Origin of the sequence: Sporocytophaga sp. (genome assembly GCF_017745095.1) — a bacterium.
In the GTDB taxonomy this organism is placed as follows: domain Bacteria; phylum Bacteroidota; class Bacteroidia; order Cytophagales; family Cytophagaceae; genus Sporocytophaga.
Genome location: NZ_JAGHZZ010000010.1, coordinates 191,884 through 209,236, shown reverse-complemented (window position 1 = coordinate 209,236; position 17,353 = coordinate 191,884). Strand labels below are relative to the sequence as shown.

Genomic DNA, 17,353 nt, shown 5'->3' with positions numbered 1-17,353 from the left:
ATAGGTATTACCTGTAATTAGACAAGTCAGTGTTAATTGGTAATAGATGTGCTTCAAGTTCTTTTCTTTCGTTTTCAAACCAATCCGGCAACATAAGATTTTCACCCAGATGCGATGAAGGTTCGTCTACGCTGAAACCTGGTATGGCAGTGGCTACTTCAAATAATACTCCTCCCGGTTCTCTGAAATAGATAGATTGAAAGTAATTACGATCCAATATTGGTGTAGGATTATAACGACGTTCCACTATTTTTTCTCGTATAGCAGTTTGTGAGCCCTTATCCGGCGTGGAGAAGGCTAAGTGATGTACTGTACCACTTCCTGCAAGTCCTTTAAGGCTGTCAGGCATGCAAACGAGATCCACATAATTACCAGGGCTATCAGTAGCTGCAAAACGAAATCGATTTCCTTTCTCCGCGATAAGTGTATGATTCAACTGATCTTGTAATAATGCTGCTGTACGTTCGTAGCCTTCTTCCCAGATCTCCACATTATAAAATCCTCTTATCGCATGTGTTTTATCAATCGTTTGATTATAGGAACCTATACGAGTGTCTTTGTTATTGAATACCAGTTCCAATCCTAAACCATCTGCATCTTCAAAGTAAACAGCGATTTCGTCTTTAAATCTTTCCTGTGGTCTTTTATAAAGAACGCCATATTTATCCAATCGCTTTATCCAGTAATCAAGGGAATCCAATGGAACAGAAAAAGAAGTGGTATTCAGCATTCCTTTGCCTTGTCTTCCTTTTACCAATCCTTCATATGGAAAGAACGTGATGATGCTCCCGGGAGATCCTATTTCGTCTCCGTAATACAAATGGTATACAGAAGAAGCATCAAAGTTTACTGTCTTTTTTACAAGTCTCAATCCTAAGATTCCGGCATAGAATTCAAAGTTCTTTTGTGAACCGCTTGCTATTGCGGTAACGTGGTGTATGCCGGTGATTAATTTATTGTCATTCATTTATAAACTCGTATTAAATTCCTTTGTATTATTTATCAAGATATCACCATATAAGTCTTCGTGCCGCTTAAATTGAGCTTGTACATAAGAACACAACGCTACTACCTTCATTTCACGGCTACATACATAGTTTACCATGAAAGATAATAATTGTTTGCTATATCCCTTTCCTTCATATTCAGGCTTTACTTCTGTATGATAAACAGTAAGTTCTTTATAACCTGTAAAACCTACCTGCATTTCACCAATAATCTCTTCTCCCTCATACAACACGAAGGAACCATTATTATCTTCGCCTAATTCTAATCTCACGGTTGCCATAATAGTTAACTTTATTTTTTTATTATGGGTAATTTCTTTTCAATCTCACCTCGAAGTCCTTCATGCTGCTTAGGCAATTTCAGATGACTGCCCAATTCTGCAAGTGGTTCGTCTACTGTAAATCCAGGATTATCAGTAGCAATTTCAAACAACACTCCTCCTGGTTCACGGAAATAAAGAGAGAAGAAATAATCACGGTTAATCTTCGAAGTAATCCGTAAGCCCATACTTAATAACTTTTCATGAAACGCCATCTGTGTAGCTTCGTCTTTCACACGAAATGCAACATGGTGGTTTGTACCTGCCGCATTTCTTCCTGGATGTCCGTTTTCCTCTAACACAATATCCACTATAGAAGCGGTAGGAACAGCGTCAGTCACGAAGCGGTAACGTTTCCCTTCCTGAGCGATTTGTCTGTAACCAAAAACATCTGTAAGTATCCTTGCAGTATCGTCCAGATGTCTTATGGTAAGTGTCACGCTATGAAATCCTTTAGTCGCCTGAGCAGCTTTTATCTCCGCTGTCTCCCAAGGCTTTCGGTCGTCCAACCCCTTAGGTATTATAAGTGAAAGGTTTAGCCCATCAGGATCTGTGAAAGGCAGAAGTATCTCACCAAAACGTTCTGTTTGTTCTGCAAAGGAGATTTTATGTTCATTGAAGCGATCTGTCCAGAAAACAAGGCTACCTTCTGGCACCGAATAGCCAATCTCTGTCGCCATTCCGGTTCCGTTATGACCTTTTCCTATTCCTTCCCATGGGAAGAAAGTTAGTATTGCTCCTGGAGTACCTGTTTCATTTCCGAAATAAAAATGATAAGTACCAGGATCATCGAAGTTCACTGTTTTCTTTACCATTCGTAATCCCATCACCTTAGTATAAAAGTCATAATTACGTTGTGCATCGTCAGATATGGCTGTAATATGATGTAATCCTAATATGTGTTCTTTCATTGTAGTAAATGATTATTATCTATTGATTCAATAGGGAGTATGGCTTTCTCCAAATATCTCTTAATCTTAATTAAGAAAAAAACTTAATGTAGGTTAAGAAAACGCCGAGTTTGCCGGAATAACTTTATCAACTAGTTTTTGTGTTACCGTGTTTTATGCGTGAACTTAATATGGTAAAGACAAAGTAAAACAAAGAATATGGCAACATACATCATCATGCGGTATTCGATTTTCTATTTATAAGATAACAAAGTAATAAACCCAGACCTGGCAGGAATAAGGTGCTTAAGCCCCATATTTTTCCCAGCAATGCCCCTACCAGACAACCAGATAAAAATCCTCCGATCGTTACTAGCAGATTGAAGAGGCGTTGTTTTGAAAGTACTTCTGTCACAAAACCTTTGCTAAACAATGTACTTATATCCAGTGCAGCTTGTGTTACATTTCCAGTCATCATGGTGGTAGGGCCATGTGTTTCTTTGGCGAATAATTTTCCGAAAGCATTTTGCATGCCCATGGCAAAAACACATAACATAACAATCAAATAGGTGCATAACCTTTCTTCCAAAGAAAGAAAGGCTGGTAACAGCACTGCTGCTATTCCGCACAGCATCAACAAGACACTTTCTGTCAATAATACAAGATATCGTTCTTGTGCTTTTTCTGTTAGTCTTCCGCCAATAATCACAGCAGTTACAAATACCGGGAATGTAATCAACTTTATCCAAGACGCATTACTGCTCTCTGATAACAGGTGTGCTGCAAATACTACAAAGTTACCCGTTACATGGGCTGAGAATATAGCATCCCCGGAAACAAAGGTCACTGTATCGCAATAGCCAGCTATAAAAGATAAAAAGAAACTTGTCAAGCTTATACGACTTGTCTGTCTATCCATAACTTTGTTCTAAAGAAAGCAAAAATTTATTGCAGATGTGCTCTTAGCATCCATGCCATCTTTTCATGTGTTTCCATTATGCTTGTAATGTAATCGCTGCTGCCTGAATCAAGAAACTCATTGGCGTATATGTTTATATTCTCGCGCAGAAACTTAATAATGCTTTCGTGATCAGACAAAAGTTCTTTAATGTATCCTGCACTATCGTTTTTCTCTTTTGATTGTTCGGTAAGATGAGTCAACGCAAGAAATTCTTTTAAGGTAGCAGGAGGAAAATGACTGATGGTACGAATACGTTCTGCCACTCCATCGATGATTTCATCAAGTTCATTATACTGTGATTCAAAAAAGAGGTGTTTATTATAAAAATCAGGACCTGTAACACACCAGTGTGCTTTTCTTGTTTTGGTATATAATAAATATTCATCTGCCAACAGCTTGCTTAATGATTGGGCAACAGAGGACATAAATTCTTGTTTAATACCGATTGAAGTTTCCATATGTTTTTAAAGGTTTAATTATTAAAATATTGAATCAGATAATTATCAAACGAATAAGTGCCCGCTCCAATAAAGAGTAACAACAAAAGGCATATGCTATACATATAAGGAACATCTTCTACATCAAGAGAGTCATTTCGATGTACTACAAAATATCCTATAGAAGTAACGCCTAACGTGGGCAATACAAAAAGCCTAGTACCCAAACCAGCTGCGATGAATATAGGAACCACTGTATCTGAAAATACGGCTACAAATGCATTTATCTTTTCGGGAAGATGTAACGGATTAGGCACTCTTTCTTGCTTTCCATTTTTAAGTCGGATTTTTTTCATTCCATGAACATAAAAGAGCTCGAAAGCAAATAGAATCCGGAAAGCGAATAATGTTAAATTATTTAACTCACTTCCTAGATCAGAGTATAAAAGAAGATGAATAATTTCCTTCATAATTCTGGTTTAAAATGCAAAACATGAACATCCAAATACACCCCAGAAAGCTGTATAGTTGTTCAATGGTATATTGCTCATTCTTGCGGTATTATGATCATGACCGTGTACATTACAACTACCAGCACAACTATGAATCTGCAAGCCGGCATTTTGATTCTCTACAGATTTTGATACCACTTTATAATATCCATCGTGCCTATTCACTGGCGACCAGTCTGGCAAAACAGGAATAAGTGGAGGAGCATAAGAAGAAAACTCTTCTTTCGCATATACAATCTTTCCGTCTACAATGGTGAGAATAGATTCAATCGCTTTAATAGCTTCTTCATTTACTGTAAAGAAATCATTATCCAGTACAGCAAGGTCTGCCAGCATACCGGCTTTAATACTTCCTTTTTTATGTTGTTCGTTAGAAAACCATGCACTGCCTTTAGTATAAAGTTCTAATGCTGTTTCTCTGCTCAATCGTAGATAATCACCATAGAGTTGTGTCCCTCCTACTGTTTTCCCTACGGACAACCAGTACAAAGCTACCCAGGGATTGTAACTGCTCACTCTGGTCGCATCGGTTCCTGCTCCTACCGGAACACCAGCTTCGAGCATACGTTTTACCGGTGGTGTCTGTGCGGCAGTCTTACTTCCATAGCGATCTATAAAATATTCTCCCTGAAATGCCATTCTGTTTTGTATGGCTATTCCCCCACCTAGTGCTTTTACTCTTTCAATGTTGCGTTCATCGATGGTTTCTGCATGGTCAAATATCCAGGGCAGTCCATTGAAAGGAATATCTTTGTTTACTTTTTCAAATACATTAAGAAAACGTGTGATGCTTTCATTGTAAGTGGCATGTAAACGGAATGGCCAGCGGCGCTCGACCAGAAGCTTTACCACTCTTTCCAGTTCTGCTTCCATGTTCTCCGGCAAATCAGGTCTTGGTTGTTGAAAGTCTTCAAAGTCAGCTGCTGAGAAGACCAGCATTTCTCCTGCCCCATTATGTCGGTACATATCATCTCCCTGATAAAGCTTTACCGATTTCGTCCAGTGATCAAAGTCTTCAAATTCCTGTTTGGGCCTTTGGGTAAAGAGGTTGTAAGCTATACGAACTGTGAGCTGTTGCTTGTCATTTAATTCATTAATGACTTTATAATCGTCGGGAAAATTCTGAAAGCCTCCACCGGCATCTATGACACTTGTAATTCCGAAACGATTGAGCTCCTTCATAAAATGTCTGGTAGAATTTACCTGATGCTCGTAAGAAAGCTTTGGTCCTTTTGCCAGAGTCGAATAAAGTATCATCGCATTTGGAGTTGCTAGTATCAATCCTGTAGGTTCACCTTTAGCATTTCGTTCAATCTGTCCTCCCGGAGGTGCAGGAGTGTCTTTTGTAAATCCAACTGCTTTTAAAGCAGCACGATTCAATAAGGCACGATCATAGAGGTGCATAATAAATACTGGAGTATCAGGAGCCAAAGCATTGATCTCATCCAGTGTGGGCATTCGTTTTTCCACGAACTGATGTTCTGTCCAGCCACCCACAACTCTCACCCATTGTGGTGAAGGGGTGTGATCTACTTGTTCTTTTAACATTCTCAATGCATCTGAAAGAGAAGGTACTCCATCCCAACGTAATTCCAGATTATAATTAAGTCCTCCACGTATGAGATGTATGTGCGAATCGTTTAAACCAGGAATTACTCTTTTGTTTTTTAAGTCAATTAGCGTGGTATGAGCGCCATTGTACTTATTAAGAATTTCATTATCGTTTCCTACCGCTATGAATTTCCCATCTTTAATGGCTACTGCTCTGGCTGCAGGCAATTGAGCATCTACTGTGTGGATCTTTCCGTTATATAAAATGAGATCTGCGTATTTCATAAAATATTTTTACCTATATAATTTTCTAAAACTTAAAATCTAATCTCGAATTAAAGAAGACTCCATCTTTACTATTGGAAACAAGCTCATTTATTAACTTACCCGTTCTGAAATATTGAACTCCTGTATTGAAGGTCATAAACTTACTAATAGAAGCTTCAATACATGTCTGATAAATTGTGCCGATATACCTTTTGCGCGAATTTGCTCCTGGCATGCTGAAACTCCCGGTACCACTGTAAATCCCATCCTGAAGGGAAAAACGCCAGTTGAATACGACATCTGCCTGTATCATTATTCTTTTAGTTATTCTTACTGTTGCATATGGATGCAAATCGATAAGATTCGCAGGACCCAGCTGAGGGTTATAGGCAAAATATCCACCCTTAGGATACAATGGATTAAAGGTTCCAAGCTGTCCGTCTCCTTTCTTTTTGTCCCCGGAAATATAGTCGTGCCTCAAATTAATATTAGGTTTACTTTTAAGCTTTCTGAAAACATAGCCAATATCTGCAGAGGCAGTCCATGCATGGATGGGTTCATCACCAAACTTGCCCCATTGCCATACCGCTTCAAAATTGTAAACAAAGTTGCCGCCAGATCTCCAGAAACGAATTCCATGCGAATGCCTAAGCTCATTGGCAACACCATCTTCAAATCGTGTATTACTTCGTTGTATCCCCAGATAATAAGCATCAAGGTTTACTTTTTCTGTCAGAACATAGGTGGAATAAATTCCCCAAAGTCCTGGATCTTTTTCAGTTTATTATCTAAAATTCCTGTACTCACAATATCAGAAACCATGACAAAGGCATCGGCATTAAAATGAGACGAAGAGTATAATAACTTTAGTCCCGTAAAATAAAGCCGGAGATTAGGTCCGTCTCTTACTGAAATAAGTCTGCCACTTCCATAATTCAATTCCTGCCGGCCTATACGCAGCATTAAGCTTCGTTTTATTTTATTTAATATAACAACATCTGCAAACAGATTCTGGATGTTAAGCTTATCCTCATCGATAGAACGTGGGCCGTCTTTCCTTCCTGTTTCCAGTGCACTTCGCCAATGCATAAAGAACCTGAACCTATTTCCCAAATGGATATCTGCATAAATACCGTAGCGTAGTAACAAAAAGTTATTATGCCCCAGCCTTTTTCTTCCCCAGTCTTCATTATGGAAATCTGCATATTCCATTCGTGCTTCTCCCCCAATGGAAAGAGTCATCCTTCTTTTCTCAGACAGAGGGCGATACTTTATATTTTTATAAAAAGTAACAGCTGAGTCTTTCCATAAAGAGTAATTATCATCAAAGCGCATAAGGTTAAAACCCTGCCCTTTTGCATGATATAAGGGAAGGCAATTAAGTATAATGGCTAGTGATAATGATAGGGTACAACATACCAAGTGTAAACGTGGTAAAGCAAGCTTTTTCAAACTATTTCCGGGAAGGGCTATTCAACTCTTTATATAGTTGTTACTTATAATTTATACTCGTGATGAGGAATCATCTTATGAGCATAATCTATTCCAATACCATAAGCCCCGCCATACTTTTTCATTAGATTGGTAACAGCAACATAAGTCTCTTGTCTTGCCCAGTCTCTTTGCAACTCTAATAAGTATTGTATCGAGGTAATCGGTTTTGCTCCAGCCTGAATCATTCGTTGTATTGCACGTTCATGTGCTTCGGTACTTACATCTCCACAGGCATCTGTGATCACATATACATCATAGCCTTCTTCTATCGCTGACAGGACAGGCCCAACGATACATACACTTGTCCATAAGCCAGCAAGGACTAGTTTCTTCTTTCCTTTACCTGTAATTGCTTTATAAGCAGCCTCATCTTCCCATGCATTCATGCTGGCTCGGTCGATATAACCGGATATAGCTACTGGATAGAATTCTTCGATTTCCGGAAATACAGGGCCTGAAAAAGAGGCTTCAGCCACGGTAGTTACTATGGTTGGGATAGCAAAGATTTTTGAAGCTCCTGCTACAATCGCCGTGTTTGTTCTTAATTCACTTAATGAAATGCTTTTAACAGCAAATCCCATTTGCCCTTCAAAGTCAATTAATACAAGGGCATGGTTTTGAGGAGATAATAAATTAACTGATGGTTTCACTGTAATTAGTTTGTTGCTTCGATAGAGACAATTTTAATGCCAGCACATAAAATATTTATATAGAGGTAATTGCAAAATTTCAACGAAGCAAAAATTACGACATTTCGTAATTTTATGATTTATCATAAATAATCTTTCTTAAAAATTTAAATTCTAAAAAACGTTAACCCAATCATTAGCAAAGAGAGGATTTATTGTAATCAATTCATTTTGCATAAACCGTCATGAGAATGTAAGTGCTTCCCTGATTCTGTACTTTTTTTCATCTTATTTTTTCGTAACTTACAGTAATGAAGTTATTTGTAACCTCTCTCAATTCAGGCAGCAATGGAAATTGCTACTATATAGGAAATGAAAAGGAAGCCATACTGGTAGATGCTGGTATCAGCTGCAGGGAAATCGAACAGCGGATGAAAAGACTCGAACTTTCAATGAACAAAGTTAAAGCTTTGTTTATCTCTCATGAGCATACAGATCACATAAAAGGTGTCAGAGTACTTTCAAAAAAGCACAAGCTGCCTGTTTATATTACCAGTGGTACCCTTCAAAATACAAACCTTAACGATTCCAATCCATATAATGTAATAATGATCCCTGAAAAACCGATCACTATCGGTCAGCTCGAAATTACAGCCTTTCCTAAGTTTCATGATGCCAGAGATCCTCAAAGTTTTGTAATCCGATATAAAGATTTGTGTGTTGGAGTTTTTACAGATATAGGTACCGTCTGCGAAAATGTGAGCAGATATTTCAAATGCTGCAATGCTGTATTCCTGGAAGCCAATTATGATGAGGAAATGCTTAAGAATGGCAATTATCCGTATTATCTGAAAAGAAGGATATCAAGCGATGTCGGACACTTATCAAACAAACAAGCGCTGGATCTTTTTCTGACACATAAGTCTGAAAATTTAAGCCATCTCTTTCTTTCCCATTTATCAAAAGAGAATAACTCACCTGAACTAGCAAAAGAGCTATTTGATAAACATGCTGAAGCAGTAGAGATTATTGTAGCTTCCCGTACGCAGGAAATTCAGATATATGAAATTGGAATAAGCAGTTCAAGACAAAGAGATACCTATCAGCAACAGGCCTTGGAGTTTTAACAAAAAAATATTTTTTAACTATTACAGATTTAAGCTGGTGCATGGCCACTCACAGGAAATGAAACAGGGTAAGCATGATGAAAAATGCTTACCCTAATGATATTCTTAAATCAATAATAAAAGATGAAATTAATATGCACTTTCTCTTGTGACAATATTGGCTATTCTGGATGAAAAAGAACCATTAGTAATAGTAACACTATTTCTGCAATCAAAAGCAAAAAATGTTACCTGTTAAATTGCCGGTATAGGCATTAAAGGAAAGCCCTGAGACCGTTACAGAGCCCCCAGATGAATTTTCATCAGACCATCCATAGGAACTTCGCTGATATTTGTTGTTTCCTAAATTTTTAACTATTTCCAATCCAAAGTATCTGAGTTGTGCATCAATTAAATCGGATATGTTTTTAACTTCAAATTGGAAAATTGAGGAACCATATTCCAAGGTATCACCATCTTCAGAATATGTTTTAGTAATGTAAATGAATGTTTTATAAAGCATCTGATACTATATAATCATTAACCGTGCTAGAATGGTTACCTTGAAAATTCAAGTTGTAATTAAAGGCAGACCCATCTGACAATGTACCTGCAGCATTACATTTAATAAAGCCTTCCTTTAGTGTATTAGTGCCACTCGGACCTACAGACCCCGCAGGACCGACTTCTCCTTTTTCTCCTTTACAGCCAAGTAAAAAACAGTTAGTAATATTACTAACCCAGTTGATAAATTAGTTAATCTCATAAGTTTGTTAAAATAGTTATTGAATTAATTAAAGAATATTGTCTGTAAAAATCTGATAAAAAATCTTAATCGTTTAAAATGTACTGTTACAGTTTTTTTCTTATAGGAGCTATCTGAATAAAAATTATAATTTCTTTTACTTTTTAAAAATTTAATTCTCCTCTTCACCCATTCTAATATTGGTGGATGTCTTTTTATTTTCTAAAGTATTTGATCTGTTCAAGGCGAATATTTGCTTGTGCTTCCGTGTATTCATCCTTTCGTAATTGCTCTATCATAGTGTACTTACCGAACTTTAATCGTTTAATCCCTATCCCTATCTTTAATAAGTTATATTCTCCACACTCATTACATTTTACAAGGAAAAAAGAGTAGTCTGGAATTCCCTCCTCTCTTTCAAGAACAAATGTTTCCAGCTTTGATTTACATTTCGTACAATCTTGAGAAATTACATTTAATATCTTTCCATTTCCTTTAAATACTTTAACAGCTTTCATCAAAGTGTTTAAGAATGATCCATATAGCCAGTTGTTCAATTCATCCTTAAAGTCAACATTTACAATTTCTGCTAAATCATAGAAATAATCCGCAATAAATTCTTTTTCTTCAGTATCAAATGCACTTTTATTTATATGCTTGAGTCTGCTTTTTAGTGCTTTCTTTAATTTGCTATTATCGGATCCATTATTGAGTAACTGAATCAATTCTTCAGCAGCAGCATTCAGCATCGAGTTCAGTTCATTACTAATAACTTGATCTGAAGGAATCAATCCTCTTTTATCCCATTCTTCATTAGAGAATTTATCCTTTGATTTGAATTGCTTAAGTCTATTTAATGCTTGTTCGTTCATAGTCTAAGTTTGTTACCAAGATATTATGCTCAATGAACATGAAGGGAATGGCCAGTTTCCTCGTCTGTGGCTCACAATAGCCTCAACTTAAGAAAGAAACAATTATAAAATTTGAGATTTATCCTCAGCCTCACAAGTTCTCTTTGAAAGAATAAACGAACAACAGTTTGAGCAAGAGCAAGAAACCCTTTCTTTCTTTATTAAAAGATCTCTTGCTCATACTGTTGCTTATCTCTTCATGTAGTCACTAAGTTGACGGCTATGATGTATCACAGGCCGGGGAGCTGATTTACATTGAAATTTCATTTGACCAAATAACATTCTTCTTTTTCAGAATCTCATGATAGTGAAGCGGATTATTTTTTTTAGTTACTTTTATCAAATTAAAACCGATTCTAAATTTTATTTCTGGAGCATCCATTGTCTGACTTATTAACAGTCTTACTTCAACTGTCTGCTTCTGCCCAGGAACTAATGTTAAAATCTTTAGAATGTTCTTATCACAAATGGTGGCATTATCTATTTGAAGCTTTCTATTATCAACAGAATAAAAGTCTTGCCAAGAACAGGACATACTATAATATTTCAAGGTATCATTTGAATTATTGGTCAAAGTCGTTGGAATTACCCAATAAGTATTCTCCTTTTCTTTTATAGCCTTTCCTTTTTCAATGGACAAAGTATAACTATCATTTTTTAATGATTTAAAGGAAGTAGTACCCGTAAGAATTAAAATTGATAGTGCTAATAATATTTTTGACATAGTTGTCTTCTGATATGCAGGTAATTGTTTATATGCACCAAATTACCCATTTTCTATGCTATGATCAATTGTCCAATTGACTTTTTATGCCACCTCCCCGGTCTGTGAGCCACCATAGCCGTCAACTTAGTGATGAAACAAGTAAAAAAATAGTTTTCCCTGCTATATAAAAGAGAAGTAATAATGGAAAAAGAGAGCAACAGTTTGAGCAACAGCAACAAAATATTCCAGAAATAGTCTTGCTGTTGTTCAAACTCTTGTTGATTATTTGTCAAAAGCCTTCGACATTCTTTTCATTAGATATAATCTGAAGCCAGCCTTTATGAGCATCAGTCCCGCAACCTGACTTCAGGTAGTAAAAGTATATACCATCATTAACATCTCTTGCGCCCCAGTTATTTCGGTAATTGGTAGATCTGAATACTCTTTCTCCCCACCTGTTGTAAACTTCAAATGTAGCTCCAGGCAATAGGTCCATCTGATTTACATCTCTGATCACATAGGTGTCGTTCTTACCATCCCCGTTAGGAGTCATAAGATTTGGAATAACAAGATCCTGATGTTGAATAACTTTCACTGTATCCATCGCAGGCAAGCTCCAGCAACCATTAGAATCAAGCACAATTACATAGTAAGCTACAAGCGTACTTGCTTCAGGCTCAACACTTCTTGTATAAGGATTGATGCGGATAATGACTGTATCTTCAAGAGTTCCTATATTATTTAACCATGCATAAGCAATCGGTTTCACATTAGATCCTGCAATAAGATCTACAGATGTACCCAAACAAATTGTATCCTTCCCTGCTGTAAGTACTGCTTCAGGCAGCTTGTGGTATTTGACCAAAACAGAATCTTGAACGAAACAGCCCAAACCATTCACCCGAAGCTTCACCCAATAATTATTACCAGGAGCTGGAAGACTATCAATTCCTGCATGTATCAATGATGGATCATACGGAAAAGTAAAGTAGTTCGTATCATTTACAACTGCTCCGGGAATATCAATATTCCATCTGTAGTTGTAATTACCAGGAAGCGCATATAATGTATCGCCGAAGAATACAGGAAGACTACCATAACATACATTTATGGAATCAGCCCCAAAAGCAACATGCATTCTTATAACATTTACAGTATCTGAAATCGAATCGCAGACTCCGTAAGGGCTATGAATTGACCAGACCAGAATGTTAGATCCGATCTTTAGATTATGCACCCAGGTCAAAGAGTCGAATCGATTATCAAATGCAAGGGTGCTATCGTAAGGTGCATACCACTTACCTCTTCCGACAAAGGCCTTGTTACCATGCAATCTGTTGCTGTCTATGTCACAGGTGAATGCATCGCTACCAGCATTTGCAACAGTAGGTATAGTATCTCTTACGACTATAGTCCTGCTGCTTGTTTCCCCCATGCAGCCTCCGCTGAATATCTTCCACTCGAATTCGGTATATCCGAGTGGCACATGCACCTGAGCCTGACTATTGGAAGAATCAGCAATACCGTTTACAAAATATGCAGCGCCAGGATTTACAATAGACCAGCGCCCGTAACCTTGAGCAGGAGGAACTGCAGCCAGGTTTACCAATGAATCAACACATAGATAGTGATTCGGACCTGCATTTGCCGGTTGCTGGTCATTAGCAGTCACTCTTACAGTATCTTCTGCTTTACAGGTCCCATTGGTAATTTTCCAGATCAGATCAACAGGTACATTATAAGACAAACCTGTTATAGTCGTCTGAGGAGAATCAGAAGAAGTTATTATACCTGGAGCATTTGGGTTCAACTTTGACCAGGATCCTGTTCCTATCACAGGTACATTTCCTGAAACCGATGCAGTTGTTATATTACATACTGCTTTGTCTGTTCCAGCAAACACGCTATCAATTTTCTGATAATTAATAATGGTAACAGAATCACGCGCTTCGCATGCACCATTTACCACAGTCCACCTTGCAACAATTGTATCCGGAACCTGAAGACCTGTTATAGCAGTTAAATTCTTATCAGGGTTCAAAATAGTACCTTGTCCCTTTATCCTTGACCAGGAACCTGTACCAAGAGTCGGAGCTACAGCAGTTAAGGTATCTTTCACTTCATTACACAGACTATGTGAACGGGCCCCTGCAATAGAAGCAAGAACCGTTCTATAATTTATTATCCTGACAGTATCAGTCTTCCAGCAAGCTCCGTTTACAACTCTCCATTCCACCATTGTAGTGCTACCCGGCACAAGTCCTGTTACTGTGGTTGTTGCATTATCAGGATCCGAAAGTTTTCCCGGCCCATCTAATATAGTCCAATGTCCGACACCACCGACAGCGATTCCGCTGAGATTGGTATTGCTCACATTACATAAGTCAATTATATTAGAACCTGCATCCGCAGTTGCTACATTTGTATAATCTACAATAGTAACTGTATCTCTTGAAATACAAACACCACTTGTTACCGTCCATACAAGTTTAGTAGTTCCTGCTGTTAGCCCTGTAACGGTAGCCTCAGGACTATTTACAGGTGCTACAATTACGGAAGATGGGGTACCTGCTATCGGAGTCCATTGTCCTGTAGCTGGTGAGGGGTTCGTTGCGGCAAGAGCCACAGATGACACTCCGCACAGACTTTGATCACTTCCTGCATCAGCTTGTGTGTAAGTAGAAACTGTGATTTCCTTGGTTGCAACAGGATTTGCGCATCCGTTAGAATCCATGACTAAAAGAGTATAGATGGTGGAAACAATCGGACTTACAGTAACGGTTGAAACATTTCCGGGTTTAAAAGAGCTGGCAGGATAATCTGCCCATATATAAGTATATGGTGTTGTGCCTCCACTTACAACAGCGCTTAATGTTGTACTTCCGTTATTACTGCATAGTGCAGTACTTGATGCATTAATAGTTACAGAAGGAATCGGATTCACTTTTAAGGCAAAAGGAGCTGAAGTATCGGCTGCACAATTTGCTTTGGACGCTACCACTATATAAGTAGTAGAGGCGGAAGGAGAAACCACAAAAGTCTGACCTGTACCCACCTGATTGGCAGGAGTCACAGAAGTTTTATACCATGTAAAAGTAACACCGGTATCAGTAGTATTTGCTGTAAGGGTATCGCTTTCGCCTATACAGATCGCATTTGCGAAAGCTGTTACTTGAGGTTTAGTAAGTTTGCACAATGATATGCAGGAAGAAAACTCAGAAGTATTATGCGCTGTAGTAGCACCAGCCGTTGTACTTGGGGCGGCAGAAGATACGATTGCGGTAAAATCTTTATTGGTCGTTCCGCCATAAGTAACAGGATTTATATTATTCCAGATAGCAGAACCTGCAGGTCCTTCAAGTACAAGTGTTGCACCTTGAAGATTATTTATTATTGTACCAGGATTAGACGACAGTGCATCGCAGTTATGACAACCATCAATTCTGTAAAGCTCTATCCAGCCTCCGCTGGCAGAAACATTAAAACTGCCTGGAGCGCCTGTGAAAGTTGGAGCAGCAAGATTAGCATTACCACCATTCAGATTTATACCTCTTGCAACATTACAACTGAAGATGTTTCTGTCAATGGCATTGCCCACTGATCCTCCTGTATTCGGCGCACTGAAGCCGACTCCATGACTAGCATTCGCAATAATACTATTGGCTTCAGAGGAAGCTCCACCAATTATATTGTTACTGCTTCCATTGGCCAGGTCTATGCCATTTCCACCGTTATCATTAATTAAATTCGAAGTTATTCTTGAAGCTTGTCCGTTATCAAGAGAAATACCGTGTGAGGTATTTAATTTTATGGTATTCCCTGAAACAATGGTTCCGGTTGAACCGCCTCCTATGTAAATTCCTATAAGGTTTGGCAAAGCTGCACCACCGGTAGTAGTGCCAATTGTATTACTCTGTATGATATTATTATTTGCCGGAGCAGCGGGAGATCCACCATTTCTGATTATTATACCGGCAGCTGCGGAATTTCCTCCGATAATATTGGAGCTGATGGTATTGGAATTTGAAAGCTGCTGAAGGCAAATACCGCCCTGGCTATTTCCTGCAGCTCCCGTTCCGGTGACTCCAGTACCTACAAGGTTACCGCTGATCGTGTTATTATTACAGTTCTTCTGAAGAAAAACGCCAAATGTATTGTTGGAAGTAATGTTCCCTAGGTTAGCTCCCCCTATGTTACAGTTCTTAACCCCATCCTGTAAACTGATACCGTCCTGCTTGTTGCCTATGTTTACACCTGATGGAGAGATACCTACATAGTTTTTATACACATTCACACCGTTTACAGTGGTTCCTTGTAAAAGGATGCCATGGCCCGGATAAGATGCATTTGCAGCAAAACTTCTATATCCGTTTCCACCCACTATATTACCATCAGCAGCAGTAGTGCCTCCAATGGTAAGGTTTTTAGGAACAGAACCTCCATATCCTTTTATTTTAATACCGGCATACAGGTTACCCATAGCCTGAGCAACAACTCCGATGCTATTACCTGTAATATCCGTCCCTACATAATTTCCTTTGATGTTTGAATTACTTATATTGTCGCAATATATACCGGCACTGTTGTACCAGTCCCATTCTGTTGCATTCTGAGTATTGGTAACATTAGGTACATTGGTTTTACCGTTGGCAGAAATTACGTTTGAAAGGACTGCCGTGTTTCCTCCTATGGTCAGGTTTTGACTTTCCGAAGCCCAGATACCTGCGGTGCCATTCCCTAATGGCTGCATACCTGTCTTATCTGTACCGATAAAGTTTCCGGTAATAGTTACATTATTGCTTCCGATCCAGCTTCCATCCTGAACCACTCTTATACCTGAGCTGAAATTATTGGAAATAACATTATTTCTAATGAATACTGCGCTGTTGTTCGTACCGCTGATCGTTATACCATTCTGATGAAAATATTCTACAGCTCCGTTTCCAAGATTCGGTCCTCCTAGTGTACCTGTAGCATCTGTACCTACAAAGTTACCTGTTATCCTTGTGTTATTGGTATTTCCTCCGCTTATAAAGATACCGGCAAAGCTACCCTGATTAGCTCCTGTAACATTGGCACAGCCTGATATTACATTGCCTTCGCCAGGATTTGTCCCTCCTATATTAACGCCAGGGCTGTTGCTTACTTCGATGCCATTTTTCTCGATCGTTACACCTGCTTTTGAATTTCCCGCATCATTGATACCGAACCAGCAACCATAAATACCATGGTTAGAACCGCCTGTAATGGAGATACCTGTTGATAGAGACTGGAAAATAAATCCTTTGATGATGTGGCCGGTAGCATTGCTATTCTGAATTTGCATAGCTACCAATCCTGTTTTTCCACGGATAATTACAACAGGAACGCCTACGGTATATCCCGGCTGAGATGTTGCATCAATGGTAATGTTATTATTACCATTATTTACTTGAGGCAGAGTACTTGCAATATTAATAACATAGGGTGCTGCACCCGGGATATTAAAATTAATAGTGTGACTTCCAGCAGTTAAGTTCGACTGAGTCATGCACCACCTCAATGTACCTGTATTGGTCCCTGGATTTCCGGTATTGGCATCAGAAGTACTATTAACAGTATAGGTGACTGCAGATGCTCGCTGAAGGAAATAAACTAAAAAAATAGCAGTTAGTAGAAGATATTTTTTCAAGTCCTGAATGATTTAAAAACTTACAATGATAAATATACAAAGTTAAATTGTAATATTTATACTTTGAAAGCTTATAAATCAGAGATATAGAAAAATTAACAGAATTTTTACACAAATCTAGCTTATAAACCAGATTTCCCCCTCTG

15 protein-coding genes are annotated in these 17,353 nt (G+C 38.3%); 1 reads left to right on the top strand and 14 read right to left on the bottom strand.

Going from position 1 to position 17,353, the window contains the following annotated elements; translation table 11 throughout:
- Positions 1 to 7 precede the first annotated feature (7 nt).
- From J7604_RS16885 to J7604_RS16840, 10 genes are all read right to left on the bottom strand, one after another.
- Entirely contained in the window at positions 8 to 967 is a 960-nt protein-coding gene (locus J7604_RS16885; RefSeq protein WP_293897940.1) for a ring-cleaving dioxygenase, read from the bottom strand.
- Positions 968 to 1,288: a GNAT family N-acetyltransferase gene (locus J7604_RS16880; RefSeq protein WP_293897938.1), complete on the bottom strand. Its 321-nt coding sequence runs from the start codon at positions 1,286 to 1,288 to the stop codon at positions 968 to 970.
- Positions 1,289 to 1,299: 11 nt separating this feature from the next.
- Complete coding sequence (locus J7604_RS16875) at positions 1,300 to 2,238, bottom strand: ring-cleaving dioxygenase (protein ID WP_293897936.1); 939 nt, start codon at positions 2,236 to 2,238, stop codon at positions 1,300 to 1,302.
- A gap of 214 nt (positions 2,239 to 2,452) precedes the next feature.
- Positions 2,453 to 3,136, bottom strand: a complete 684-nt coding sequence (locus tag J7604_RS16870) for a YoaK family protein (protein ID WP_293897934.1) — start codon at positions 3,134 to 3,136, stop codon at positions 2,453 to 2,455.
- Between the two features lie 26 nt (positions 3,137 to 3,162).
- On the bottom strand, positions 3,163 to 3,636 hold the full coding sequence (locus J7604_RS16865; RefSeq protein WP_293897932.1) for a DNA starvation/stationary phase protection protein: 474 nt from the start codon (positions 3,634 to 3,636) through the stop codon (positions 3,163 to 3,165).
- 14 nt (positions 3,637 to 3,650) lie between these two features.
- Complete coding sequence (locus tag J7604_RS16860) at positions 3,651 to 4,085, bottom strand: DoxX family protein (protein WP_293897930.1); 435 nt, start codon at positions 4,083 to 4,085, stop codon at positions 3,651 to 3,653.
- A 9-nt stretch (positions 4,086 to 4,094) separates the two neighbouring features.
- Complete coding sequence (locus J7604_RS16855; RefSeq protein WP_293897927.1) at positions 4,095 to 5,963, bottom strand: amidohydrolase; 1,869 nt, start codon at positions 5,961 to 5,963, stop codon at positions 4,095 to 4,097.
- Positions 5,964 to 5,988: 25 nt separating this feature from the next.
- Positions 5,989 to 6,642, bottom strand: a complete 654-nt coding sequence (locus J7604_RS16850; protein WP_293897970.1) for an alginate export family protein — start codon at positions 6,640 to 6,642, stop codon at positions 5,989 to 5,991.
- Between the two features lie 35 nt (positions 6,643 to 6,677).
- On the bottom strand, positions 6,678 to 7,280 hold the full coding sequence (locus tag J7604_RS16845; protein ID WP_293897924.1) for an alginate export family protein: 603 nt from the start codon (positions 7,278 to 7,280) through the stop codon (positions 6,678 to 6,680).
- A gap of 161 nt (positions 7,281 to 7,441) precedes the next feature.
- The gene (locus tag J7604_RS16840) at positions 7,442 to 8,089 is read right to left on the bottom strand and encodes a hydrolase (protein ID WP_293897921.1); all 648 of its coding nucleotides are present in this window, start codon (positions 8,087 to 8,089) and stop codon (positions 7,442 to 7,444) included.
- Between the two features lie 290 nt (positions 8,090 to 8,379).
- On the opposite strand from J7604_RS16840, the gene J7604_RS16835 reads away from it, so the two are divergent.
- The gene (locus tag J7604_RS16835; RefSeq protein WP_293897918.1) at positions 8,380 to 9,195 is read left to right on the top strand and encodes an MBL fold metallo-hydrolase; all 816 of its coding nucleotides are present in this window, start codon (positions 8,380 to 8,382) and stop codon (positions 9,193 to 9,195) included.
- A 211-nt stretch (positions 9,196 to 9,406) separates the two neighbouring features.
- Here the strand turns inward: J7604_RS16835 and J7604_RS16830 are convergent, their stop codons facing one another.
- The 4 genes from J7604_RS16830 to J7604_RS16815 form a co-directional block, all read right to left on the bottom strand.
- Positions 9,407 to 9,697, bottom strand: coding sequence for a hypothetical protein (locus J7604_RS16830; protein ID WP_293897915.1), 291 nt, complete (start codon positions 9,695 to 9,697; stop codon positions 9,407 to 9,409).
- A 437-nt stretch (positions 9,698 to 10,134) separates the two neighbouring features.
- On the bottom strand, positions 10,135 to 10,791 hold the full coding sequence (locus tag J7604_RS16825; RefSeq protein ID WP_293897912.1) for a DUF4844 domain-containing protein: 657 nt from the start codon (positions 10,789 to 10,791) through the stop codon (positions 10,135 to 10,137).
- Between the two features lie 289 nt (positions 10,792 to 11,080).
- A complete protein-coding gene (locus J7604_RS16820) occupies positions 11,081 to 11,554 on the bottom strand; it encodes a hypothetical protein (RefSeq protein ID WP_293897909.1) in 474 nt (157 codons plus the stop codon).
- 271 nt (positions 11,555 to 11,825) lie between these two features.
- Positions 11,826 to 17,207, bottom strand: coding sequence for a gliding motility-associated C-terminal domain-containing protein (locus J7604_RS16815; protein ID WP_293897906.1), 5,382 nt, complete (start codon positions 17,205 to 17,207; stop codon positions 11,826 to 11,828).
- Positions 17,208 to 17,353 lie beyond the last annotated feature (146 nt).